Genomic DNA, 20042 nt, shown 5'->3' on the forward strand with positions numbered 1-20042 from the left:
GCACGACTCCCCCGGAAACGAGAGGACCAAGCATGGCCATGGACTACTTCACCGACGAACGACACGAGAGCCTCCGGGCGGAGGTCCGTGAGTTCGCGGAGAAGGAGGTTCGCCCTCAGGTCGCCAGGATGGAGGCCGATCGGGAGGTCGAGTTCGAACTGTCGAGGGAGATCGCGCGTCGCGGCTGGATCGGCGTGACCATCCCCAAGGAGTTCGGCGGCCTCGGGCTCGGTCACCTCGCCAAGACCATCATCGTGGAGGAACTGGCCCGCGTCAGCGGCGCGATGGGCGCGATGGCGCAGGCCTCGCAGCTCGGCGTCGCCAAGGTCATCCACTTCGGCTCGAACGCGCAGCGGCGCAAGTGGCTGCCCAGGTTCGCCTCCGGGGAGTCCCTGCCGACCATCGCGGTCACCGAGCCGGAGTCCGGCGGCCACGTGCTCGGCATGGCCGGCACCGCGCGCCGCGAGGGCAACCAGTACGTGCTGAACGGCCGCAAGTGGTTCGTGGGCAACTCCCACATCGGCGACGTGCACGGCGTGGTGTTCCGCACCGGCCAGGGCAGCGGGGGGCTCTCCGCCTTCCTCGTCGAGAGCGACCGCCCCGGCTTCCGCACCGGCACCCTCGGCACCCAGGGCGGCCTGCACGGCTTCAGCTTCGGCGAGCTCGTCTTCGAGGACTGCCGCATACCCGTCGGCAACCGGCTCGGCGTGGAGGGCCAGGGGCTGGACGTCGCCTACTCCTCCTCCACCCTGTACGGCCGCCTCAACCTGGGCGCCGTCGCGCTCGGCATCCACGTCGCGATCGTCGAGGACGTCGTGCGCTACGCGGAGGAGCGGGTGCTGTACGGCAAGCCGCTCAACCAGCTGAACAGCGTCGCGCTGAAGCTCGGCGAGCTGCAGTCCAAGCTGATGACCGCCAAGCTGGCCGCGTACCACGCCTCGCACCTGCTCGACCACGGCAAGCCCTGCGACGCCGAGCTGATGAACGCCAAGCTCATCAACACCGAGTACGCGATGGACTCGGCCCGCAGCGCGATGGAGATCCTCGCCGCCCGCGGCACCCAGGAGGAGTTCAACATCATCCGCTACCTGCGGGACGCCACCCACATCTACGCCCCGGCCGGCACCTCGGACGTCCAGCGGCTGCGGCTCGGCCAGGTCGCCTCTGGCACCTACGGCAAGCAGTGGTCGGCCGAACTGTCCGACCTGGCCAGCTGGGCGTGGACCGAGCTGAACCAGCAGGAGGCGGAGCGCAAGGACGAACGGACCGCCCGGGTGGTGCGGATCCCGCTCGCGAGCTGATCCCCGGCACTCGGCACCGACCGGGTCCGGTCGGACCGGACGGTGCCCGGCGCCCCGGCAGCGGAGGCCCGGCCGGGCCCCAGGGCGGATCGGACGGCGGCGACCCTTCGGCGTACGACTCTTGACCTGTTCCTGACGGATCCCCGGGAGGCGCACCCAGCCTCCCGGAGATCCGTCGTTTGCGTCGCGGACACGGCCCTGAGCTGCTGCGATCCGTCGACGAACGCTTCGGGCCGCAGGACCGGCCGGTGCCATCAGCCGTTCACATATCGTCAGTTGATGTTGCGATGATGCCACCTGGGACTGATAGGTTTCCTGCCGTCGGCGGCCGTGGCTGTACCCCCGCCCGGACGGTGACGCCACGTCACCCCGTCCGGCGACCCCGGCCTCGGCGCCCATAAGCCCGCCCGGGCCGCACGGGCCAACCCGCCGTTCGGACCCGCGACCCGGCCTGCAACTCGGCCCTGCACCAAGGAATCAGATGCCAGGCATATCGGCCCCCCGCACGGGCCACCGCGCCGGCCGGTCCGGCTCCCTCCGCAGCGCGCTCCTCGCACTCGTCCTCGTCCCCAGCCTCGGCCTCGCCGCCGCCTGGGGCTACGCCGCCTACCTGCTGCGCGACGCCGGGAACCGCACCGCGGTGCTGATCGGCACCGCCGTCGTCGCCGTCGTGCTGCTCTACAGCCTGATCCGCGGCATCCGGGCCGCCCGGACCCTGTCCGGCCGGCTGTCCGGACTGCGCGCCGACACCCTCGCGCTCGCCCAGCGAGAGATCCCCGAGGTGGTCGGACGGCTGCGCGCCGGAGAACCGGTGCCCACCCCGCCCGCCTGGGCGCCCTCCCGCCGAACAGGCGACGAGGTCCAGCAGACCGCCGACGGCCTCGCCGCCGTCCGCCAGGCCGCCGTCGCCGCCATCGTCCACCAGGCCCAGGGCCGCGAAGGGACGAAGAAGGTCTTCCTCAACATCGCCCGCCGCACCCAGATCCTGATCCACCGGCAGATCAGCATGCTGGACGCGCTGGAGCGCGAGCACGAGGAACCCGAGCTGCTGCGCGAACTGTTCGCGGTCGACCACCTGGCCACCCGGATGCGGCGCAACGCCGAGAACCTGGTCATCCTCGGCGGCGCGCTGCCCGCCCGCCGCTGGCGCAACGCCGTGCCCGTGGTCAACGTGCTGCGCAGCGCCGTCTCCGAGACCGAGAACTACGCCCGCGTCGTCGTCCAGGGCGTTCCGCGCGCCTCGCTCAGCGGACAGGCCGTCGCCGACGTCATCCACCTGGTCGCCGAACTGATCGAGAACGGCACCACCTTCTCCCCGCCGTACACCCAGGTGCAGGTCTCCGCGCAGGAGGTGCCCAAGGGCCTCGCGGTCGAGGTCGAGGACCGCGGCCTCGGCATGAGCGAGGAGGAGTACGAGCGGCTCAACGAGTACCTGGCCAACCCACCCGAGCTGGACGTCTCGGCGCTCGGCGACGACCTGCGGCTCGGCCTCTTCGTCGTCGCCCGGCTCGCCGCCCGGCACGACATCCAGGTCACCCTGCGACCCTCGCCGTACGGCGGCACCCGCGCCGTGGTGCTGGTGCCCTCGGTGCTGCTGGAGCAGGCCGAGCAGCCGGCCTCCGTTCCCGGACTGCCCTCCGGCGCCCGGGTCACCCGCACCCCGGTGCCGGAGGCCCGGCCCACGGCGGACGAGGACCTCGGGGAGGTCGACCAGGAGCTGTCGGGCGCGCTGGCCAACGTCCTCGGCGGACTGCTGGGCAACGGTCCGGCGGCGCCCGCCGGGCCCGAGGCCCCTCCGGCCGCGGTCGAGGGCGCTGCGGGGACGGGCCTTGCGGGGGCGGGCGCTGAGCCGGTTCCGGGCGACGGCGGGTACCTGGCCGATCTGCCGGCGGCCGACGGGCTGTCGGACGGCAGGCTGCTCTCCGGTGGCCTGCCCTCCGGTGGCCTGCTCGACAGCGGGCTGATCGACGGTGGACTGCTCGACGGCGGCCCGGTGGACGGTGGAACCGCGGGCGCTGAGGCTCCCGGGGCTCCCGGGGCTCCCGGGGCTCCCGGGGCTCCCGGGGCTCCCGCGAACGGCGGACTGCCGATCGGCGCCCAGATCCCCGGACTGCCCGGTGCCGTGGTCGTCCCCCGGCCCGCCCTGCCGCGCCGGTACGAGCTGCCGGGCGACGCCCCGGCGGACGCCCTGACCGACGGACCGTCGGCGGACGTGCCACCGACGGACAGTCACCTGACGGACGGAGCCCTGCCGAAGCGCCCGCTGCCCAAGCGCCGCGGCGCGGACCTCCCGGCCGATCCGGCCGCGGCCCCCTTCGACGGGGTCCCCGCCGACCGTTCCGCGCCCACCCACGACCGCCCGCAGGAGGACCAGGTGGAGCACGGCCCGGACGGTGAGCTGCGCACCCCGCGGGTCCTGCCGCAGCGGGTCCGCAACGCCAGCCTCGCCGAGCAGCTCCGCGAGGCCCACGCGCCCGGCGCCGTGCTGCCGCCGTCCGGCGGCCGACCCGCCGGCCCGGCCGCGCCCGTCGCGCCGACCGCACCCGTCGCGCCCCGGTTCGGTGGCGCCGACGCCGCCGCCGAGGACCCCTCCCCGCAGCGCTCCCGCGCCACCATGGCCGCCATCCAGCGCGGCACCCGGACCGCCCGCGCGGCCGGCACCGACCCGGGCGAGCCGGCCACGCCCGCCACCCCCCGCACCCCGGCCGTACCTTCCGCCGCTCAGGAAGCCTCCGCCGCTCAGGAAGCCAAGGAACAGCAGTGATGACGCAGCACACCGAAACCCAGCGCGACCTGAACTGGCTGCTGGACCAGCTGGTCGCCCGGGTACCCGAGACCCGCCACGCCATCGTCCTCTCGGAGGACGGTCTGCTGGTCGGCATGTCCCAGAACCTCGACCGGGCCGACGCCGAACACCTCTCCGCGGTCGCCTCCGGCCTGCAGAGCCTGGCCCGCGGCGCCGGGCACCGCTTCAACGGCGGGCAGGTCCGGCAGACCGTGGTCGAGATGGACCAGCTGTTCCTGTTCGTCACCACGGCCGGGCAGGGCGCCCGGCTCGCCGTCCTCACCAGCGAGCAGGTGGACGCCGGGCTGATGGCCTACGAGATCAACATGCTGGTCAAGCAGGTCGGCCAGTACCTCACCGCGGCGCCGCGCAGCGACGCCGGCCAGGTCGGCGCGGGTGGCGGTGCGTGACCACCGCCGACGCCGACGAGGGCTGGTTCTACGACAAGGACGCCGGCCATCTGGTCCGCCCTTACGCGATCACCAACGGGCGTACCGGACCGGTCCGTGACGGATTCGCGCTGATCACCCTGGTGGTCACCGCCGACCCGCGCACCGACACCACCCGGCTCACGCCCGAACCGGCCGCGATCATCGACCTCTGCCGCGAGCGCCCGCTGGCCGTGGCCGAGATCGCGGCCACCCTCGACCTGCCGGTCAGCGTGGTCAAGGTACTGCTCGACGACCTCGCCGAGGCCCGGTTAATCCTCACCCGTGCCCCGGTCCAGCTCGCCGAGGCACCGGACATCTCGCTGATCCAGGCCGTGATCGAGGGCGTCCGCCGACTCTGACGGGAGCACCTCCCCCCGCCGGTGGCCGCTGGCCGGTCGCCGGTGGCCGCTCACCGGTTCGCCGTCGCACCGGCGAGCGGCGGGCGCCCCAGCCCGATTGTTCCCCCCGCTCTCCCAGCTCCCCTACAGGAGAACCGAATTGACGACCCAGAGCCTGGTGCCGGGCGCGGTCAAGATCCTCGTCGCCGGCGGATTCGGCGTTGGGAAGACCACCATGGTCGGCTCGGTCAGCGAGATCGAACCGCTGCAGACCGAGGAACGGATGACCCGCGCCAGCATCGGGGTCGACAGCCTCGACGGCGTCCAGGAGAAGTCCACCACCACGGTGGCCATGGACTTCGGACGGATCACCGTCCGCGACGACCTGGTGCTGTACCTCTTCGGCACGCCGGGGCAGTTCCGCTTCTGGTTCATGTGGGACGACCTCGCCCTCGGCGCCCTCGGCGCGATCATCCTCGCCGACACCCGGCGGCTCGAATCCAGCTTCGCCGCCGTGGACTTCTTCGAGCAGCGCGGCATCCCGTTCGCGATCGGCGTCAACTGCTTCCACGGCCGCCGCGAGGCCACCCCCGAGGAGGTCCGCCACGCCCTCGACCTCGGTCCGGAGGTCCCGGTCGTGCTGTGCGACGTCCGGGAGCGGGGATCCAGCAAGGAACTGCTGCTCGCCCTGCTCGACCGGGTGCACCGGGACGCCCTGACCGCCGGACGGCGCTGAGGGACGGCCCCGGGCCGGGCGGTCGTTCGCTCGCCCGGGCGCTCAGCGGGTCCGTAGGTCCGTGAGCCCGTGGGTCCGCTGGTTCAGGCGTGCGCCGGGTTCAGCGCGGCGAGCGAGTCGACCAGCGGGGCCAGCTCGGGGACTCCGGTGGCCTGGGCCAGGGTCGCCTCCAGGGCCGCGTCGTGCACCGGACGGGCCGTCACCAGCAGGTCACGGCCCTCCTGCGTCAGCTCGGTGTAGATGCCGCGCCGGTCGTCCGCGCAGAGGTAGCGGCTCAACAGGCCCCGGTCCTCCAGGCGGCTCACCAGCCGGGTGGTCGCGCTGCTGCTCAACGCCGCCGCGCGGGCCAGCTGCTGCATCCGCATGTGCCAGCCGTCCTGGCGGGAGAGCGCCTCCAGCACCGTGTACTCGACCACCGAGAGCTTGCACTCGGCCTGGAGCGCCTTCTCCAGCGCGGTGTCGATCATCCCGTGCAGCGCGGCGAGCGTGCGCCAGCCACGCGCCCGGATCTCGGCCGCGTCGTCGCGGATCCCCATGGCGCGCCGTCCTTTCCGCTGCACCGGCTGTTCGGTGCCTCCCTTCCCCAAGTATGCCAGTCGGCGCGGTTTACCGGTCCCTGCAAATAGTTCGCCTTATGGTTCGGCTCTCGGTGCGTCCTCCGGTGCGTCCCTCGGCGCGCCCCTCGACTCGTCCCTCGATTCGTCCCTGGTTCAGCCCTCCCCGCTCCAGGCCGCCGAGCAGAGCGCCGTGGCCAGCTCCTCGGCGTACCAGGCCGCCGCCAACCAGGCGTGGGCGAAGGCGCCGTGATCGTCCGCGACGATCCGGCCGAACACGTCCCGCCGCTGGTTCGCCGCGGCGGCCCGCAGGCCGTCCAGCAGCACGGCGGCGGTGGACAGCCCAGCCGCCCGCAGCAGACCGCGGTCGGCCGCCGCCGTGGCCTCGCTCGGCCCGAGGGCGTGCCGCCCGGTGGTGACGGTCTGCTCCACCCGGCGCCCGAGCACGTGGACGGGCGGACCGTACGGCGCGGGCAGCCCGGGGCCGTCCGCCGACGTCGTACCGGGTACCGCACCGGGCGACGCAGCCGGTGCCGTCTCGCGGGCGGGCTCGGGGGCTGGCCCTGGGGCCGCCAGGTCGGCGGTCTGGAGGCGTTCCAGACCGAGGTTGACCCGGCCCGCTCGGTCGGCGGTGAGGGCGAGCGGGCCGGGGCCCTGCGGGTCCGGACCCTCCGGGGGCGAGCCGATCGCCAGCAGCCGCAGCTCCGGGCGGTCCGCGCGCTCCAGCCGGCCGATCACCCGCAGCCGGAGGCCGGGCGCGGTGGCGAGCAGCGCGAGGTTCGCCCGGAACGGCAGCTCGGGGTGCTCGTGCGCCGCGCGCAGCGCCACCACCGGGCCGTCCTCCGCGCACCGCGCCAGCAACTGCGGTTCCCCGCCCGGCCCGGTCGGGGCCGGGCCCAGCACGGTGACGTCCAGGAACAGCAGGTCGCTCCCGGCCGGACGGCCCTCGTACGGCAGGTCCTGGGCCGCGAGCGCCCGCGCCACCTGGGCGGCCGCCGGCTCGGACCAGAGCCGGGCCGCCGGCTCCGCCGTCCACGCCACACCCGCCGCCCGGACCGCCCGGACGCCGGCACCGGCCCCCAGTCGCCCGGCGGCGGACCTGGTCGCTCCCTGCACGGCCAGCCCCGCACGGCTGAACTCACGGTGGCTGAGCGCGGCGTCCCCCAGCCGGACCGTCCGGTTGCCCGCCCCGACCGCCTGCGGGGCGGCGGCCGCCGCGTCGTCGTGCGGCATGACCTCGCCGAGGGTGCTCAGACGCCCGTCGGCGTCCACCCCCCAGGCGACGGCGCCCGCGTGGGTCGCCGTCAGCACCGGCTCGGCGAACAGCCCGTACAACCGCAGGCCGCCCTCCTCCCGGTAGGACTGGCGCGCCGTGCCGCGCAGCTCGGCGACCGGGACCGCGCCGGCGCCCTCCCCCGCGGTCAACGCCGCGGTGAGGCCCAGCAGTTCGCGCAGGCCCGCCACCAGGTCCGCCAACCGGTGGTCCGGCGCGCCGGAGCGGGCCGCCCGGACCCGGGTCACCACGGTGACCGCCGCCGCGGCCGGACGGTACAGGCCCGCGAGCCGGGCCCGGTGGGCGGCGCGCAGGAGCTCGGCCTGCGCCACGGCGCCCGCGCCGCTCACCCCGGCGGCGAGGACGGCCGCGGCGGCCCGGTGGAGGTGCCGGGCGGCGGCGAGTTCGGGGGCGGTCAGGGGGGTCGCCTGCTCCTGCGGTGCCTGGGCGGCCTCCGTCGTTCCCGTGGGCGCGGTGGGCGCGGTGGGCGCGGTGGGCGCGGTGGGCGCGGTGGGCGCGGCGGGCGCGGTGGGCTGCTCCGCCTCGGCTTCCGTCTCCGGCGTGGCCTCGGTCTCGGTCTCCGGGGGCGCCTCGGCGAGGGGGCAGAGGGTGACGGCGGCGGCCCGGTGCACACAGGCCGGCGCGAGCAGACAGCCGCAGCGGACGCCGTCCTGCCCGGCGACCACCCCGCCCGGGGCGTGCAGGACGAGCACCGTCTCCTCGTCCACCTCCACCCGCCACTCGTCGCCCTCCCGGGCCACCGGACGCTCCGCCAGCTTCGCCGCCGCCCCGTCCAGCCGCTTCTGCAGCCGTGCGCTCAACCCGGCCACCACCTCGGCGACCACCTCCGGCCGCACACCCGGCCAGTCGTTCGTCCGCGCAGTCACACGCATCGCACCTTCTCCCCCACCCAGCGGGCCAGTTCCAGCGGGCTCAACGCCGCCACGGGCATCCCGGCCGCGACCAACCGGCCCGCGACCGCCTTCGAATAGCGGGCCGTCCCGGTGTCGTCCAGCGCCGCGCAACCCAGCACGTGCACGCCGGAATCCACCAGCGCCCGGGTCTGGGCCAACAACCCGGAGACCGGCCCGCCCTCCTCGAAGTCACTGACCACCGCGACCAGCGTGCGCGACGGCACCGTCACCAGCTCCCGCGCGTAGCGCAAGCCGCTCGCGATGCTGGTGCCACCGCCGATCCGCACCTCCAACAGGAGACTCAGCGGATCCTCCACCCGCTCCGTCAGGTCGACCACCTCGGTGGAGAACGCCACGAAGTGGGTGCTCAGCGAGGGCACCCCGGCCAGGATCGAGGCCGTCAGCGCCGCCCAGACCGTGGAGGCCTCCATCGATCCGGAGACGTCCACCACCAGGATCAGCCGCCAGTCGTTGGCCTGCCGGGCCCTGGTCCGGAACACCGGACGCTCCGGCACGATCAGCGTGCCGCCCTCCGGCGTGGAACGGGCGGTGGCCAGGTTCGCCCGGATGGTCCGGTCCAGGTCCAGCCCGCCACCCGGACGGCGGGACGGCCGCGGCACGGCGATCCCGGTCAGGGCCGGACGCAGCCTGGTCGCCAGCTCCCGGGTCAACTCGTCCACCAGGCGCCGCACCAGCGGACGCAGCCGCGCCAGCCGGGCCTCCGGCAACCCGCCCGCGTGCTCCAGGACGGTGCGCAGCAGATCGACGGACGGGCGGACCGCCGACGGATCGACCGCCTCCAGGACGTCGGCACGGCCCTGCGCGACGGCAGCGGCCAGCACCTCCTCCCGCAGGCCCGGACCGAACAGCGACTCAAGCTCCTCGGCCCACTCCCGCACCCCGGGGTACGGGGCCTCGCGGCCACCCCGGCCGCCCCGGCTCTCCAGGCCCGGACCGGAACCCTCGCCGTGACCGCTGCCGTACAACTCGTCCAGGGCGGTGGCGAGTCGGGCACCACGGCCGCTCAGGCCGCTGCTGCCCGGACGGCCGAGGAGCAGCCGCCAGCGCTCGGCCGGAGCCAGGGCGTTGGCGGAGGCGTGCTCCACTGTTCTTCCGCTCGTCCGCTCGGGGGCCAGCGGGGGTGCCGACGGGAGTGCCGGCGCCTGCGGCACCGGTGCCGGAGCGTCGTCGGGAGTCGTCCGCACCAGGCCCCGGCGGGCCAGCGCGGCGCGGGCCGCGAGGTCCGCCCGCACCCATCCGGCGACCACGGCGGGCCCGGCCTCCTCGGGCAGCGCGGTGAGCCGGGTGCCCAGGCGCTCCTCGACCAGGGCCAGCAGCCGGTCACGGGCGGCCGGGCTGAGCGTGTCGAAGCCGCCGCGCAGCGCGGGCAGCCGGTCCAGGAAGGCGCCGTCGGGCAGCGAGGTGACCCGCTCCAACACCGGTTCGAGCGCCTCCGGCGCGGAGTCGAACAGCCCCTCCGCCGCCGTCAGCAACCCGACCAGCGCGCGCCCGAGCACCTGGCGCGCCTCCGGGCCGGTGGCCCCGTCCACCCACGAGGCCGCCCGACCGCCCAACACACCGGCCGTCTCCTGCCCCAGCAGCACCCGCACCGCTCCGGCCGCACCCCGCACCAACGGGCTGCCCCGCTCGGCGAGTTCCGCCAGCACGTACGCCAACCGCACCCCGCCCAGCCGGTCCGCCCGCCGCACCAGCTCCACCAGCGCCCGCGCGTCCTGCGGATCGTCCGACCCGCCGAGCCCCTCCAACTGCCGCACCGCGGCGACCGTCAACACCTCCTCGGCCGCGCCCAGAGACCGCCCGGAGGAGCCGCTGACCGCATGGCGGTCAGCGGTGGTTGACCCCAGCGGCTGGCCGACCTCCGGCACCGCCGCCACCAGGGCGGCGACACCCACGCCACCGGGAGGAACCGGCGAGGACGGTCGACCGGGGGCCGACGCCACCGCCGTGGCGGGTGCCGTCCCGGCACCTCGCCCGGACATCGGTACGCCCGAGGCGGCTCCGGTATCCGGCCCGGACGTCAGGACACCTACGGTCGCGGAGGCAACACCCCCACCACCAGGCACGGCCGGTGAACCGGCCCCGGCAGCACCGCCCTCCCCTCCGGACGCCACGGCGCCCGAAGCAGGAGCCGCGACGCCCGCGCCACCGGCCGAAGCCGACGCGGACTGCCCGAGCCCCGGCGCGCCCAAGGCCCCAGCGGCAACGCCCCCAGGCGAGCCGGCCCCAGCCGCACCCGACACGACGTCACCGGCGCCGGCCGACGCTGCCGCTGGGACCTCGGCGGGTGGCTGCTCCTCGCTCGGGGTGTGGCCCGGGAAGTGGCCTGCCGCGAGGCGGTCGAGGAGGGCGAGGGCGTCGAGGAGTTCGGGGAGGGTGGCCGCGGTGGGGAGGGTGGTGGTGAGCTGGGTGAGGCGGGTTCCGGTGAGGGCGGGGAGGGCGCAGGAGGCGGCGGCGGTGAGGCCGTCGATGATCTCGCGCGGGGTGGGTTCGACGGGGTGGCGGACGCGCAGGGCGCCTTCGGCGGCCTGGGCGGGGGTGACGCCCCGGGTGCCGGCGACGGTGAGCATGGCGGCGGTGGCGGGTGTCCAGTGGAGCCGCCAGCGGGTGCCGAGCGTTTCGGTGCCACCGGCGCCGCTGGTGGCGACGGGGTCGGCGTAGGGGACGTCGCAGGCGGTGAGGCGGTGGAGGAGGATCTCGCGGCGGCGGTCGAGCGTGCTGCGCAGCGGGTCGAGGCGCAGGTCGCGCGGGCCGGGGTCGGTGGGGCCGGGAAGGCCGAGGTCGGCGAGGAGGGTCTCGACGGCGGGGGCGAGTCCGCTGCGCGGGGCGGCGGGTGTGGGGCGGCCGGTGCGGGTGCCGATCAGGACCTGTTCGAGGGCGCGGGCGACGGCCCGGCCGCGGCCGAGGGGTTCGCCCTGGGCGAGGACGGTCTGCACCGCTTCGACCAGTTCGCCGCGGCCGGGGGCGGCGTGGCCGCGCAGCCGGGCGAGGTCGCCGGCCAGCCGGACGATCTCGCGGGCGTCGGCCGGGCCGCTCGGGTGGTCCTGGGCGCGCAGGGCTGCGCAGATCCGGACGGCGGTGGTGGTGAGCGCTTCGGCGAGCCGGTCGGGGTCGCCGCCGGCGTCGAGCACGGTGTGCTGCCACTCGGGGTCCCGGATGCCCGCCGGGTAGCCGGAGCGGGCGTCGAGCAGCGGGTAGGTGTAGGGGATCAGGGAGAGGACGTGGCCGGGGTCGTCCGGGTGCGGAGGCTCCTCGGTGGCGGTCGGGCCGTCGAGCAGGGCGGGCGCGTGGAAGGCGCCGACCACGGCGGCGATCCGTCGGCCGCCGGCCGCGGCGGCCTGGATGCGGGCGCGCAGGGCTGCGCAGATCCGGACGGCGGTGGTGGTGAGCGCTTCGGCGAGCCGGTCGGGGTCGCCGCCGGCGTCGAGCACGGTGTGCTGCCACTCGGGGTCCCGGATGCCCGCCGGGTAGCCGGAGCGGGCGTCGAGCAGCGGGTAGGTGTAGGGGATCAGGGAGAGGACGTGGCCGGGGTCGTCCGGGTGCGGAGGCTCCTCGGTGGCGGTCGGGCCGTCGAGCAGGGCGGGCGCGTGGAAGGCGCCGACCACGGCGGCGATCCGTCGGCCGCCGGCCGCGGCGGCCTGGATGCGGGCGCGCATCCAGGCCTCGCGGCGCAGGTCGTACGGGTCGACGCCGGGGCCGGTCTCGGCGTCGTGGCGCAGCGCCCAGCCGACGAGCAGGGCGGCGCGCCGGACGGCTTCCGGGGTGGAGCCGGGGGCGGCGGTCTCGACCAGCCGGTCCCACAGGTCCTCGTCGGAGTCCCGGCCGGTGAGGCGGTGGCGCAGCGCGTCGGCGACGCCGGGTGCGTCGCCGTGCCGCGGCCGCTCACCCGCCCGCCCGGTGCGGTGGGCGAGCGGGAGGTCGCAGGTGATGGCCTCGACGCCGTTGCGTCGGGCCCAGCGCAGCGCGACGAGTTCCGGCGAGAAGTCGGCGAACGGGTAGAAGGCCGGCCCGCCGGTCTCGTCGGGCCCGGCCGGGGCGGCGGCGAGGGCGACCGGGGCTTCGGTCGCCTCGTCGGCGAGCCGGTCGAGCCAGGGCTGGAACTCGGCGGGCAGTTCGACCAGGACCACCTCGGGCCGGGCCGCGTCGAGCAGCGCGGGGACGACCGCGCTGAGGGACGGCGCGTGGTGGCGCACGCCGATCAGGTAGGGCCCCGGGCGGCCGGCGCCGGAGGCCGCCAACCGGTCGGCCTCGGTCCGGACCCTGCGCTCCGGGTCGTCCTGAAGGTCCGGGAGGCCCAGGATGTCCGGGGCGTCCGGGAGGTCCGGGAGGTCCGGGACGGGAGTCACCGCACTGCTCATCGGCTCAGGCCTCCAGTGCCGAACGGAGGTCCCACAGGGTGCGCCAGGTGCCCGCGCCCTGCTCGGCGCGGCGGCGGACCGGCCCGTCCCAGTAGCCGAGCAGGCGGGCCGCGTCGGCCGGGTCGTCCTTGCGGACCACGCCGAGGAGTTGGCCGGGGAGGCGTCCGAGCAGGTCGCCGCCGTCGGGTAGGTAGGCGGCGGTGACGCCGAGGGCGGTGGCGACGGAGACCGCCTCGGCGGTGCTCATCACGGTGGACGGGCGTTCGACGTCCCAGCCTTCGGTGGAGCGGCCGGTGCGCAGGTCGCGGAAGGCGGTGACCAGGGCCTCCAGGACGGCGTCGTCGACCGCGTAGGCGGCGCCGGCCCGGGCGACGGCGACGGTGGACTGGCGGCGCACCAGGTCGACCTCGGCGGCGAGGCTGCCGATCGGCCCGACCGTCTCGAAGTTGAACCGCCGCTTGAGGGCCGCGGACATCTCGCTGACGCCCTTGTCCCGCAGGTTGGCGGTGGCGATCAGGGTGAAGCCTGCGGCGGCGTGCAGCTGCCCGTCCGGGGTGCCGGCCAGTTCGGGGACGGCGATGCGCCGTTCGGAGAGCAGCGAGACCAGGGCGTCCTGCACCTCGGGCAGGCAGCGGGTCACCTCCTCGACCCGGGCGACCGCCCCGGTGGTCATCGCGGTGAGCACCGGGGACGGGACGAGGGCGTCGCGGCTGGGGCCCTTGGCGAGCAGCAGGGCGTAGTTCCAGCCGTACTTGAGCTGGTCCTCGGTGGTGCCGGCGGTGCCCTGGACGGTGAGCGCGCTGGTGCCGCAGACGGCGGCGGCGAGCAGTTCGGAGAGCATCGACTTGGCGGTGCCGGGCTCGCCGACGAGCAGCAGGCCGCGCTCCCCTGCGAGGGTGACGACGCAGCGCTCGACCAGGGCGCGCTCGCCGACGAACTTGGGCTCGACGGCGAGGCTCTTGCGGCCGGCCTTGAGCTTCTCGCCGGCGCTGCCCATCACGAAGGTGACGACGGCGCGCGGGGTGAGCCGCCAGCCGGGCGGGCGGGGACCGCTGTCGTGGGCGGCCAGGAACTCCAGTTCGGCGGCGTACTTCTCCTCGGGCGGGACGATCTGCCGCTCGGCGGGGGCGGTGGCCGTGGTGGCGGTGGTCGTGGTCACGGGGGTGGTGGTCATCGGCGGGCCTTCCTGCGCTTGCCGGTCTGGAGCTCTTCGTATCCGGGGGCGTCGCCGTCGAGGGTGCGCTGCCAGGCCCGGGCGAACAGTTCGGGGACGGGCAGGTGCGCCAGCACCGGCTGGTAGGCGGACAGTTCGTACAGGCCGGCCTTCCAGGTCTCGGCGGGCAGCGCGGGGGACTTGGCCTCCTGCCAGCCGCCGGGCAGGAAGAGGCTCCGGCCCGCCCGGGACCGCTTGGCCTCCAGCACCAGGTCGGTGGCGGCGAGTTCGGCGCGGGCCCGCTTCAGCCGGGCGGGCTTCCAACCCGTCCAGCGGGCGGCGTTGCGGTCGGTGGGGTCGGGCAGGGCGAGCAGCTGGAGGTAGAGCGTGGCCGCGTCCTCGCCGAGGTCGTGGGTGCGGGCCGCCTCGGCGACCAGGCCGGGGGCGGAGACCAGCGGGTTCTGCAGCCAGGCCGGGCCGTCGCCGGCGCCGTCCGCCGTCACGGTGGCGGCGGAGTCGGCCAGGCGCTCCGGCTCGCCGCCCAGGACGGCGGCGACGGCGGTCCGCTCCAGGGCGAACCCGTAGCTGTCGGTGAGCCCGCCGAGCAGTTCGAGCAGCGGGTCGTCGGGGCCGGTGAGGGCGGCCGGGCGCAGCCAGATCCGCTCGTACTCCTCGTGGTCCGGGCTGAGGACGAGTGCCGGGCCGCAGCGGACCAGGCCGTCCGGGTCGGCGCCGCCCTGGGCGGGGAGGCCGAAGTGGGTGCGCAGCACGGCGGACACCGGGGCGCCCTTGGGGGTGTGGAGCAGGCCGAGGTCGAGCAGCAGCTCCGGGTCGGCCAGGCGCTCGCGCAGTGCGGCGGCGGCCGGGCGCAGCAGCGGGCGCAGCGGGCTGTCGACGGGCAGGTGGTAGGCGAGCCAGCGCAGCGCGTCGACCGCCCGGTCCAGCGCACCGGACTCGGGCACCGCGGTGGGGTCCTCGGGGACGAGCCGGGGTGCGGCCGGGTGCTCGCGGCTGAGCCGGAAGCCGGTGGTGCGGGTCAGCCACGGGGTGTGCCCGGGGTTGAGCACCGCCTCGATGGCGTCGATGGACACGCCCTGGACGGTGGTGAGGGCCTCCTCGGGGAGGGTGACGAGCCGTCCGAAGCGGCGGATCCAGGCCTCGGCGCCGGCGGCGAGGTCGGGGCCCTCGGTCCAGAGCGTCTTCGGGTCGGCGGGGAGCAGGGCGCCCCAGACCTCGGCGAGGCCGGCGTGCTCGTGTCCGCGCAGCCAGGCCCGGGCGGCCCGGACCTCGGCGGGCTTGTAGCCGTACTCGGCGGGCAGCTCGGCGTTGCCCCAGGGCAGGAGGCCGGAAGGCGGGCTGAGCAGCAGGGTGGCGCGGGCGGTGCCGATGCCGGTGAGTTCGGAGAAGGCGGCGGCGCGCGCCGCGTCCCACGGGAGGCCGTCGTGCAGGGCGGCGACCCGCCGGAACTCGGCCGTCCAGGCGGCGGTGACCCGCTCCTCGGTGCTCCGCTCCTCGACGGTGGTGAAGTGCGCGACGGGGCCGAACTCCCCGCTCGGGTCGTGGTCGACGGCGAGCCAGTGCACGGTGCCGTCGGTGAACTGGCGGCGGTGGCCGAGGATGACGACGGTGCGGTCGCCGTGGCGCAGCACCTCGCCCTGGCGGTGGGTGGCCGGCTTGTCGGTGGTGGCGCCCTGCGGGGCCTCGGCGAGGACGATCTCGCGCAGGGTGGCGCCGCGGTCGGCGAGCGGGCCCTTGGTGAGTTCGCCGAGCAGCAGGACCAGGCTGGAGCGGTGGCCCGGCCTGGTGAGCGGGGCGGCCACGGCGTGGGCCAGGACGTCGATCCGGCCGAGCAGGTGCAGCCAGCCGTGGTTGGCGTCGCCGCCCTGCAGGGTGAGGGTCGTCGGGGTGCTCCAGCCGTCGGCGTCGGCGGCGGGCGGGGCGGCCAGCGCGGCGGTGACGGTGCGCAGGTTGTTGAGCACCCAGCAGCGGTCGGAGCTGCCCCAGCTGCTGCCGAAACCACCGGTGTGGGGCAGGACGGCGACGACGGCGTCGCGCAGCTCGTCGTCCCGGCCGTGCTCGGGCCGCCACTCGGCGGCCTCCGCCTTGGTGGGGCGTTCGGCGTCCGGCTGCGGGACGAAGCGGGCGACCCGGTCCAGCAGGTCGGCGGCGGCCCGGGCGAGCCCGGCGACGCCGGCGAGCAGCAGCGGGTGGGCGATCCCGGGCAGGGCGGCGCCGACCGCCTCGACCGGCAGGGTGTTGCGGGCCTCGCCGCGCTGGGCGAGCGGGCGCCGGACGCCCTGGACGGTCAGCCAGCGCTGTTCGTCCTCCGGGACGGGCGTGGCGTCGACGGGCCAGGCGACGTCGATCAGGCCGGCGGCCTGTTCGGTGGTCAGTTCGCGCAGCACGCGCGATCCGGCCTCGTCGCGCGGACGCAGGGCGTGCCAGTGGTCGTACGGCGGGACGAGTGCGGTGCCGGCGGCGGAGAGGTCGCCGGACCGGCAGGGGCGCAGGTCGGCGGTGCGGTCGGCGCGGTCGGCGAGATCGGGCAGGTTGAGGGAGAGGTGTTCGCCGCCGGGGCGGCTGACCACCGGGCCGGCCTCGCCGGGCAGGGCGAGCCGGCCGACCGGGAGGGTGTCCGGTTCGCGGCGCCCGTCCAGCGGCAGGACGATGCGCTGCCCGTCGGCGGTGAAGGCGGTGACGGCGCGGCCGGGCTCGCTGCGGACCCAGTGGCCGAGCACGGTGCCGTCGGTGCCGAGCGGGGTCCGCTCCAGGCCGGGCTGCAGCGGCAGCAGCCGGGTGCTGCCTTCGAGGAGTCGGCCGGCCGCGGCGGTGGCGGCGATCACGGGCGGTTCGGCCGCGCGGCCCAGGGTGCCGGTGGCCGGGTCGAGTTCGCGCAGGACGGGGCCGTCCGTGCCGTGGCGCACCGTCCAGTAGCCGGTGCCGTCACCGAGGACGGGGTGTTCGTGGGGCATCCGGGTGTCGCCGGGGTGCAGCGGGCGCTCGCCGGTGGTGCGGCCGCCGCCGGGCAGCGGGAGGGACGGCGCCTCCGGGAAGCGCTCGCCGTAGTGGTAGCCGGCGATCGTGCCGCCCTCGAGTTCGAAGGTCTCGCCCGGGCGGCCGGACCAGTACGCCGTCTGCTTGCCGTCCTCGTACCAGGCGACCAGGAGTTCGCCGTCGACCAGGCGCAGCCGGGGCCGGTTCCAGTTCTCCGTCAGCTTGGGCAGGCGCAGGGTGTGCTCCAGCAGGACGCCCTGCGGGCCGACCACGACGGCGCGGTCGAGGCGGGCGAGGATCAGGTACGGCCAGGCGTCCTCGACGATCAGGCCGGTCAGGCCGCGGGTGCGCAGGCCGGGGGCGGTGACCGGCGGGGCGTCGTCGGCGGGCGGGTCGGCGAGCGTGGCGAGCGCGTCCTCCAGGGCGGGCCAGCCGAGTTCGTCCAGGATGCCGGTGGTGAGGGCGCGGGCGAGCAGGCCGGTGACGTCGAGCGCGGCGATCTTCTCGGCGGCGGCCGGGGCGACCGTGCGGATGGCGGTGCGGTGCTGGCTGAGCGAGCGGACCAGGTCGGCGGCGCCGGCCAGGCCTCGGGCGGCGGCGACCTCTCCCGCGCGCTCCTCGGCCCACTCCGCGAACAGCTCGTCCAGCAGCGGCAGCACGGCCGCCTGGCGCTTGACGGCCGTCTCCCAGGCGGCGGGGGCGGCCCGGCGCAGCAGCGGCCGGTAGCGGGTGTCGGCGGCCACCGCGGCGAGGCCGGCGTTGTCGGGGCCGGACTGCCCGACCCAGTCACGCAGGTCGAAGCCGAGCCCGGGCGGCGGGTCGGCCACCGGAACGCCGGCGGCCAGCAGGAGGTCGAGCAGGTCGAGCCGGGTGTGGCTGGCGCGGATGCCGGTGAAGAGGTCCACCGGGACGGCGTCGGCGCGCAGCCGCTCGGTCATCCGGCCGGCCAGGGCGAGGGTGGCCGGGCAGCTGGGGCGGCTGCGCCAGCCGCGGCCGAGGTGGTGGCACCAGCGCTGGAGCCAGGCGGCGGCGGGCTCGGCGCCCTCGGCGCGGGGGCCGGTGAGCAGTTCCTCGGCGCCCGTCCCGGCGAGGACCTCCAGCCAGGCGGTGTCGTGCGGGGAGGAGTCGGAGGCCGCCGGGTCGGGCAGCAGCTCCAGCAGCCGGGTGCGGACCCCGGCGTCGTTCCTGCCCAGTTCGATCAGCGCGCCGTGCCAGGACTTCCAGAAGGCGGCGGGCGCCCGGTTGACCGCGGGGGCGGCCAACAGCTCGGCGAGCAGCGCGTGTTCGTGCTCGGTGCGGTCCAGTCCGGCGGCCCGGATCAGCGCGCGGGCGTCCTCGGCGACGCCGGCGTACGGGGCCATGCCGGCCGCGGAGCGCTCGGTGCACAGCTGGCGGAAGCGCTGCCAGGCGGTCAGCGGGTCGAGCCGCTGGGCGAGCTCCTTGACGTACTGGCGCAGGGACTTGACGGTGAGCGCACCGGCGAGGGCGAACTCCAGGAAGACGGCGCGCAGCCGCTCCTCGTCGACCGTCAGGCCGTGGGTGCGCTCGGCTTCGCGGGCCTTGCCGAACCAGGCGGCGGCGTAGGTCTGGTTGCCGTGGCCGAGGAAGATCCGGCCGACCTCCTCGCAGAAGGTGGGCAGGAAGTGCGGGACGGCGCGGCCGAGCCGGGTGACGAGCGCGTCGAAGCCGTCCTTGGCGGCGCCGGGCTTGCCGGCCGCCTGGCGGGCCAGCCGCTCCATCTCCTTGACCAGGGCGAGCGCGTGGTGGCCGTTGGCCGGGTCGTGGACCAGCGCCCAGGCGGGGAAGCCGAGCGCCTCCTGGCGCACCTGGCCGACCTCGGAGGGGTCGGTGTCAGGCACCAGGCCGAGGAAGTCGACGGCGAGGTCCTCGGCCCGCCCGAGCGCGCCGGGGACCAGCCGGACGATCCGGCGGCCGTCGAGCGCGGGGTGGGTGTAGCCGCGGGCGGTGAGCACGTCGGCGACGCCGTCGGGGCGGCCGGCGCCGGGCAGGGTGCCGACCGGAAGCACGGCGCCGGCGTCGAGCAGCGCCTCGGGCGTCGGGGCCGTGGCCGGGCCGGTGGTGGCGGTGGTGACGGTGGTGGCGGTCATGCCGCGTCCTCCCCTTCGATGGTGCGGCCGGCGTACAGGGCGGCGGCCATCCGCATGCCCTCGGACCAGGCGACCGGTCCGACCTCCCTGAGCGGCAGGGCCCGGCCGTCGGGGCCCGCCCAGCTGAGCGCGCCGGTCTCGCACGCGTCGTACTCGTAGTAGTCGCCGACCCAGACCCGGGCCTCGACCGTCCGGCCGCCCTCGGTGACCGACTGGACCGCGGAGCCGCCGCGGACCCGGCAACCGAGCCGGTTGCAGCGGCCGACCAGCTCGCGCAGCTCGCGGTAGCGGCCGCCGGCGTAGGTGGTGACCTCGGTGCCGCCCGGCAGCTCCTCCGGCCGGTGCCAGACCTCGCGGTAGAGCTGCTGGACGCGCTGGGAGACGCCGAGCTCGACGGCGAACTCGCGCAGCTCGTCGAGGTCCTCCAGGAGGACCGGGTGGGGTATCAGGACCTCGCCGTCGGTGAGCCGGACGGTGTCGCCGTCCAGGTCGACCAGGCCGAGGCCGCGCTCGGCGTCCGCGCCGCGCAGGAAGCCGGCGACCGCGCCGTCCGTGCCGGTGACCACCAGGTCGCGCAGCACGGCCTGCCAGGCCTCGTCCGGCCACACGGCGGTGATCACCGCGGCGGGCACCGGCAACGAGCGGACCATCCAGCGCTCGACGTCGTCCAGGCAGCTCCGCTCGTGCGCGGCCAGCCACTCCGCGAGCTGCTTCAGCTGGGTGACGACCGGGTCGTCACCCAGCTTCGACGGAAGGGACTTGAGGTCCCGGCCGGCCGCGTTGCGGCAGACCACCCGGCCCTCCCCGTCGAGCGTGACGCGGTACCCTCCCGCGCCCGTCTCCACCCATGCCACGGCCGTACTCCTCCCACCCGGGAACCCCCCGGGAACCACGTCTCGATCACCTGCTGACCAGCGATGCGAGGAACGTAGCGAGGCGCACTGACAACGCGACGGGCGGGGTGGAGGCGGGTGGCCGGGTGGGGAGCTCAAACCCCTCGAACGAGTGAACGAAGCCGCTCAGGTCCCAACTCCGGTACGGCTCAGGACAGGGGTCGGCTCAGGACCCGGGCACGCCGA

The 20042-nt window shown here is 76.1% G+C and carries 11 protein-coding genes; 5 read left to right on the top strand and 6 right to left on the bottom strand.

Annotation, left to right across the window (positions count from 1 at the left end; translation table 11 throughout):
- The first annotated feature begins 32 nt into the window (after positions 1-32).
- From ACYP53_RS38055 to ACYP53_RS38075, 5 genes are all read left to right on the top strand, one after another.
- Positions 33-1301, top strand: a complete 1269-nt coding sequence (locus ACYP53_RS38055) for an acyl-CoA dehydrogenase family protein (protein WP_373313671.1) — start codon at positions 33-35, stop codon at positions 1299-1301.
- A gap of 481 nt (positions 1302-1782) precedes the next feature.
- Positions 1783-4065, top strand: coding sequence for a sensor histidine kinase (locus ACYP53_RS38060; protein ID WP_459650743.1), 2283 nt, complete (start codon positions 1783-1785; stop codon positions 4063-4065).
- Positions 4065-4496: a roadblock/LC7 domain-containing protein gene (locus ACYP53_RS38065; RefSeq protein ID WP_189913900.1), complete on the top strand. Its 432-nt coding sequence runs from the start codon at positions 4065-4067 to the stop codon at positions 4494-4496. The genes ACYP53_RS38060 and ACYP53_RS38065 overlap by 1 nt, the downstream gene beginning before the upstream one ends.
- A complete protein-coding gene (locus ACYP53_RS38070) occupies positions 4493-4876 on the top strand; it encodes a DUF742 domain-containing protein (RefSeq protein ID WP_097235442.1) in 384 nt (127 codons plus the stop codon). The genes ACYP53_RS38065 and ACYP53_RS38070 overlap by 4 nt, the downstream gene beginning before the upstream one ends.
- A gap of 139 nt (positions 4877-5015) precedes the next feature.
- Positions 5016-5591: a GTP-binding protein gene (locus ACYP53_RS38075; protein WP_229928312.1), complete on the top strand. Its 576-nt coding sequence runs from the start codon at positions 5016-5018 to the stop codon at positions 5589-5591.
- A gap of 83 nt (positions 5592-5674) precedes the next feature.
- Here ACYP53_RS38075 and ACYP53_RS38080 read toward each other — a convergent pair whose 3' ends face one another.
- From ACYP53_RS38080 to ACYP53_RS38105, 6 genes are all read right to left on the bottom strand, one after another.
- Entirely contained in the window at positions 5675-6127 is a 453-nt protein-coding gene (locus ACYP53_RS38080; RefSeq protein WP_189913901.1) for a MarR family winged helix-turn-helix transcriptional regulator, read from the bottom strand.
- A 174-nt stretch (positions 6128-6301) separates the two neighbouring features.
- Positions 6302-8305, bottom strand: coding sequence for a hypothetical protein (locus ACYP53_RS38085; RefSeq protein ID WP_459650744.1), 2004 nt, complete (start codon positions 8303-8305; stop codon positions 6302-6304).
- Complete coding sequence (locus ACYP53_RS38090; RefSeq protein WP_459650745.1) at positions 8302-12708, bottom strand: DUF5682 family protein; 4407 nt, start codon at positions 12706-12708, stop codon at positions 8302-8304. The genes ACYP53_RS38085 and ACYP53_RS38090 overlap by 4 nt, the downstream gene beginning before the upstream one ends.
- Positions 12709-12712: 4 nt before the next feature.
- The gene (locus tag ACYP53_RS38095; protein ID WP_459650746.1) at positions 12713-13882 is read right to left on the bottom strand and encodes an ATP-binding protein; all 1170 of its coding nucleotides are present in this window, start codon (positions 13880-13882) and stop codon (positions 12713-12715) included.
- Complete coding sequence (locus tag ACYP53_RS38100; RefSeq protein ID WP_459650747.1) at positions 13879-18963, bottom strand: hypothetical protein; 5085 nt, start codon at positions 18961-18963, stop codon at positions 13879-13881. The genes ACYP53_RS38095 and ACYP53_RS38100 overlap by 4 nt, the downstream gene beginning before the upstream one ends.
- A complete protein-coding gene (locus ACYP53_RS38105) occupies positions 18960-19817 on the bottom strand; it encodes a DUF4132 domain-containing protein (RefSeq protein ID WP_373313672.1) in 858 nt (285 codons plus the stop codon). The genes ACYP53_RS38100 and ACYP53_RS38105 overlap by 4 nt, the downstream gene beginning before the upstream one ends.
- Positions 19818-20042: the final 225 nt, after the last annotated feature.

Source organism: Kitasatospora sp. Ki12, assembly GCF_054601375.1.

Bases quoted from the DNA above. Each gene is read 5' to 3' on its own strand.
- ACYP53_RS38055 (WP_373313671.1), top strand. From the start codon at position 33: ATGGCCATGGACTACTTCACCGACGAACGACACGAGAGCCTCCGGGCG.
- ACYP53_RS38060 (WP_459650743.1), top strand. From the start codon at position 1,783: ATGCCAGGCATATCGGCCCCCCGCACGGGCCACCGCGCCGGCCGGTCC.
- ACYP53_RS38065 (WP_189913900.1), top strand. From the start codon at position 4,065: ATGACGCAGCACACCGAAACCCAGCGCGACCTGAACTGGCTGCTGGAC.
- ACYP53_RS38080 (WP_189913901.1), bottom strand. From the start codon at position 6,127: ATGGGGATCCGCGACGACGCGGCCGAGATCCGGGCGCGTGGCTGGCGC.
- ACYP53_RS38090 (WP_459650745.1), bottom strand. From the start codon at position 12,708: ATGAGCAGTGCGGTGACTCCCGTCCCGGACCTCCCGGACCTCCCGGAC.
- ACYP53_RS38095 (WP_459650746.1), bottom strand. From the start codon at position 13,882: ATGACCACCACCCCCGTGACCACGACCACCGCCACCACGGCCACCGCC.
- ACYP53_RS38100 (WP_459650747.1), bottom strand. From the start codon at position 18,963: ATGACCGCCACCACCGTCACCACCGCCACCACCGGCCCGGCCACGGCC.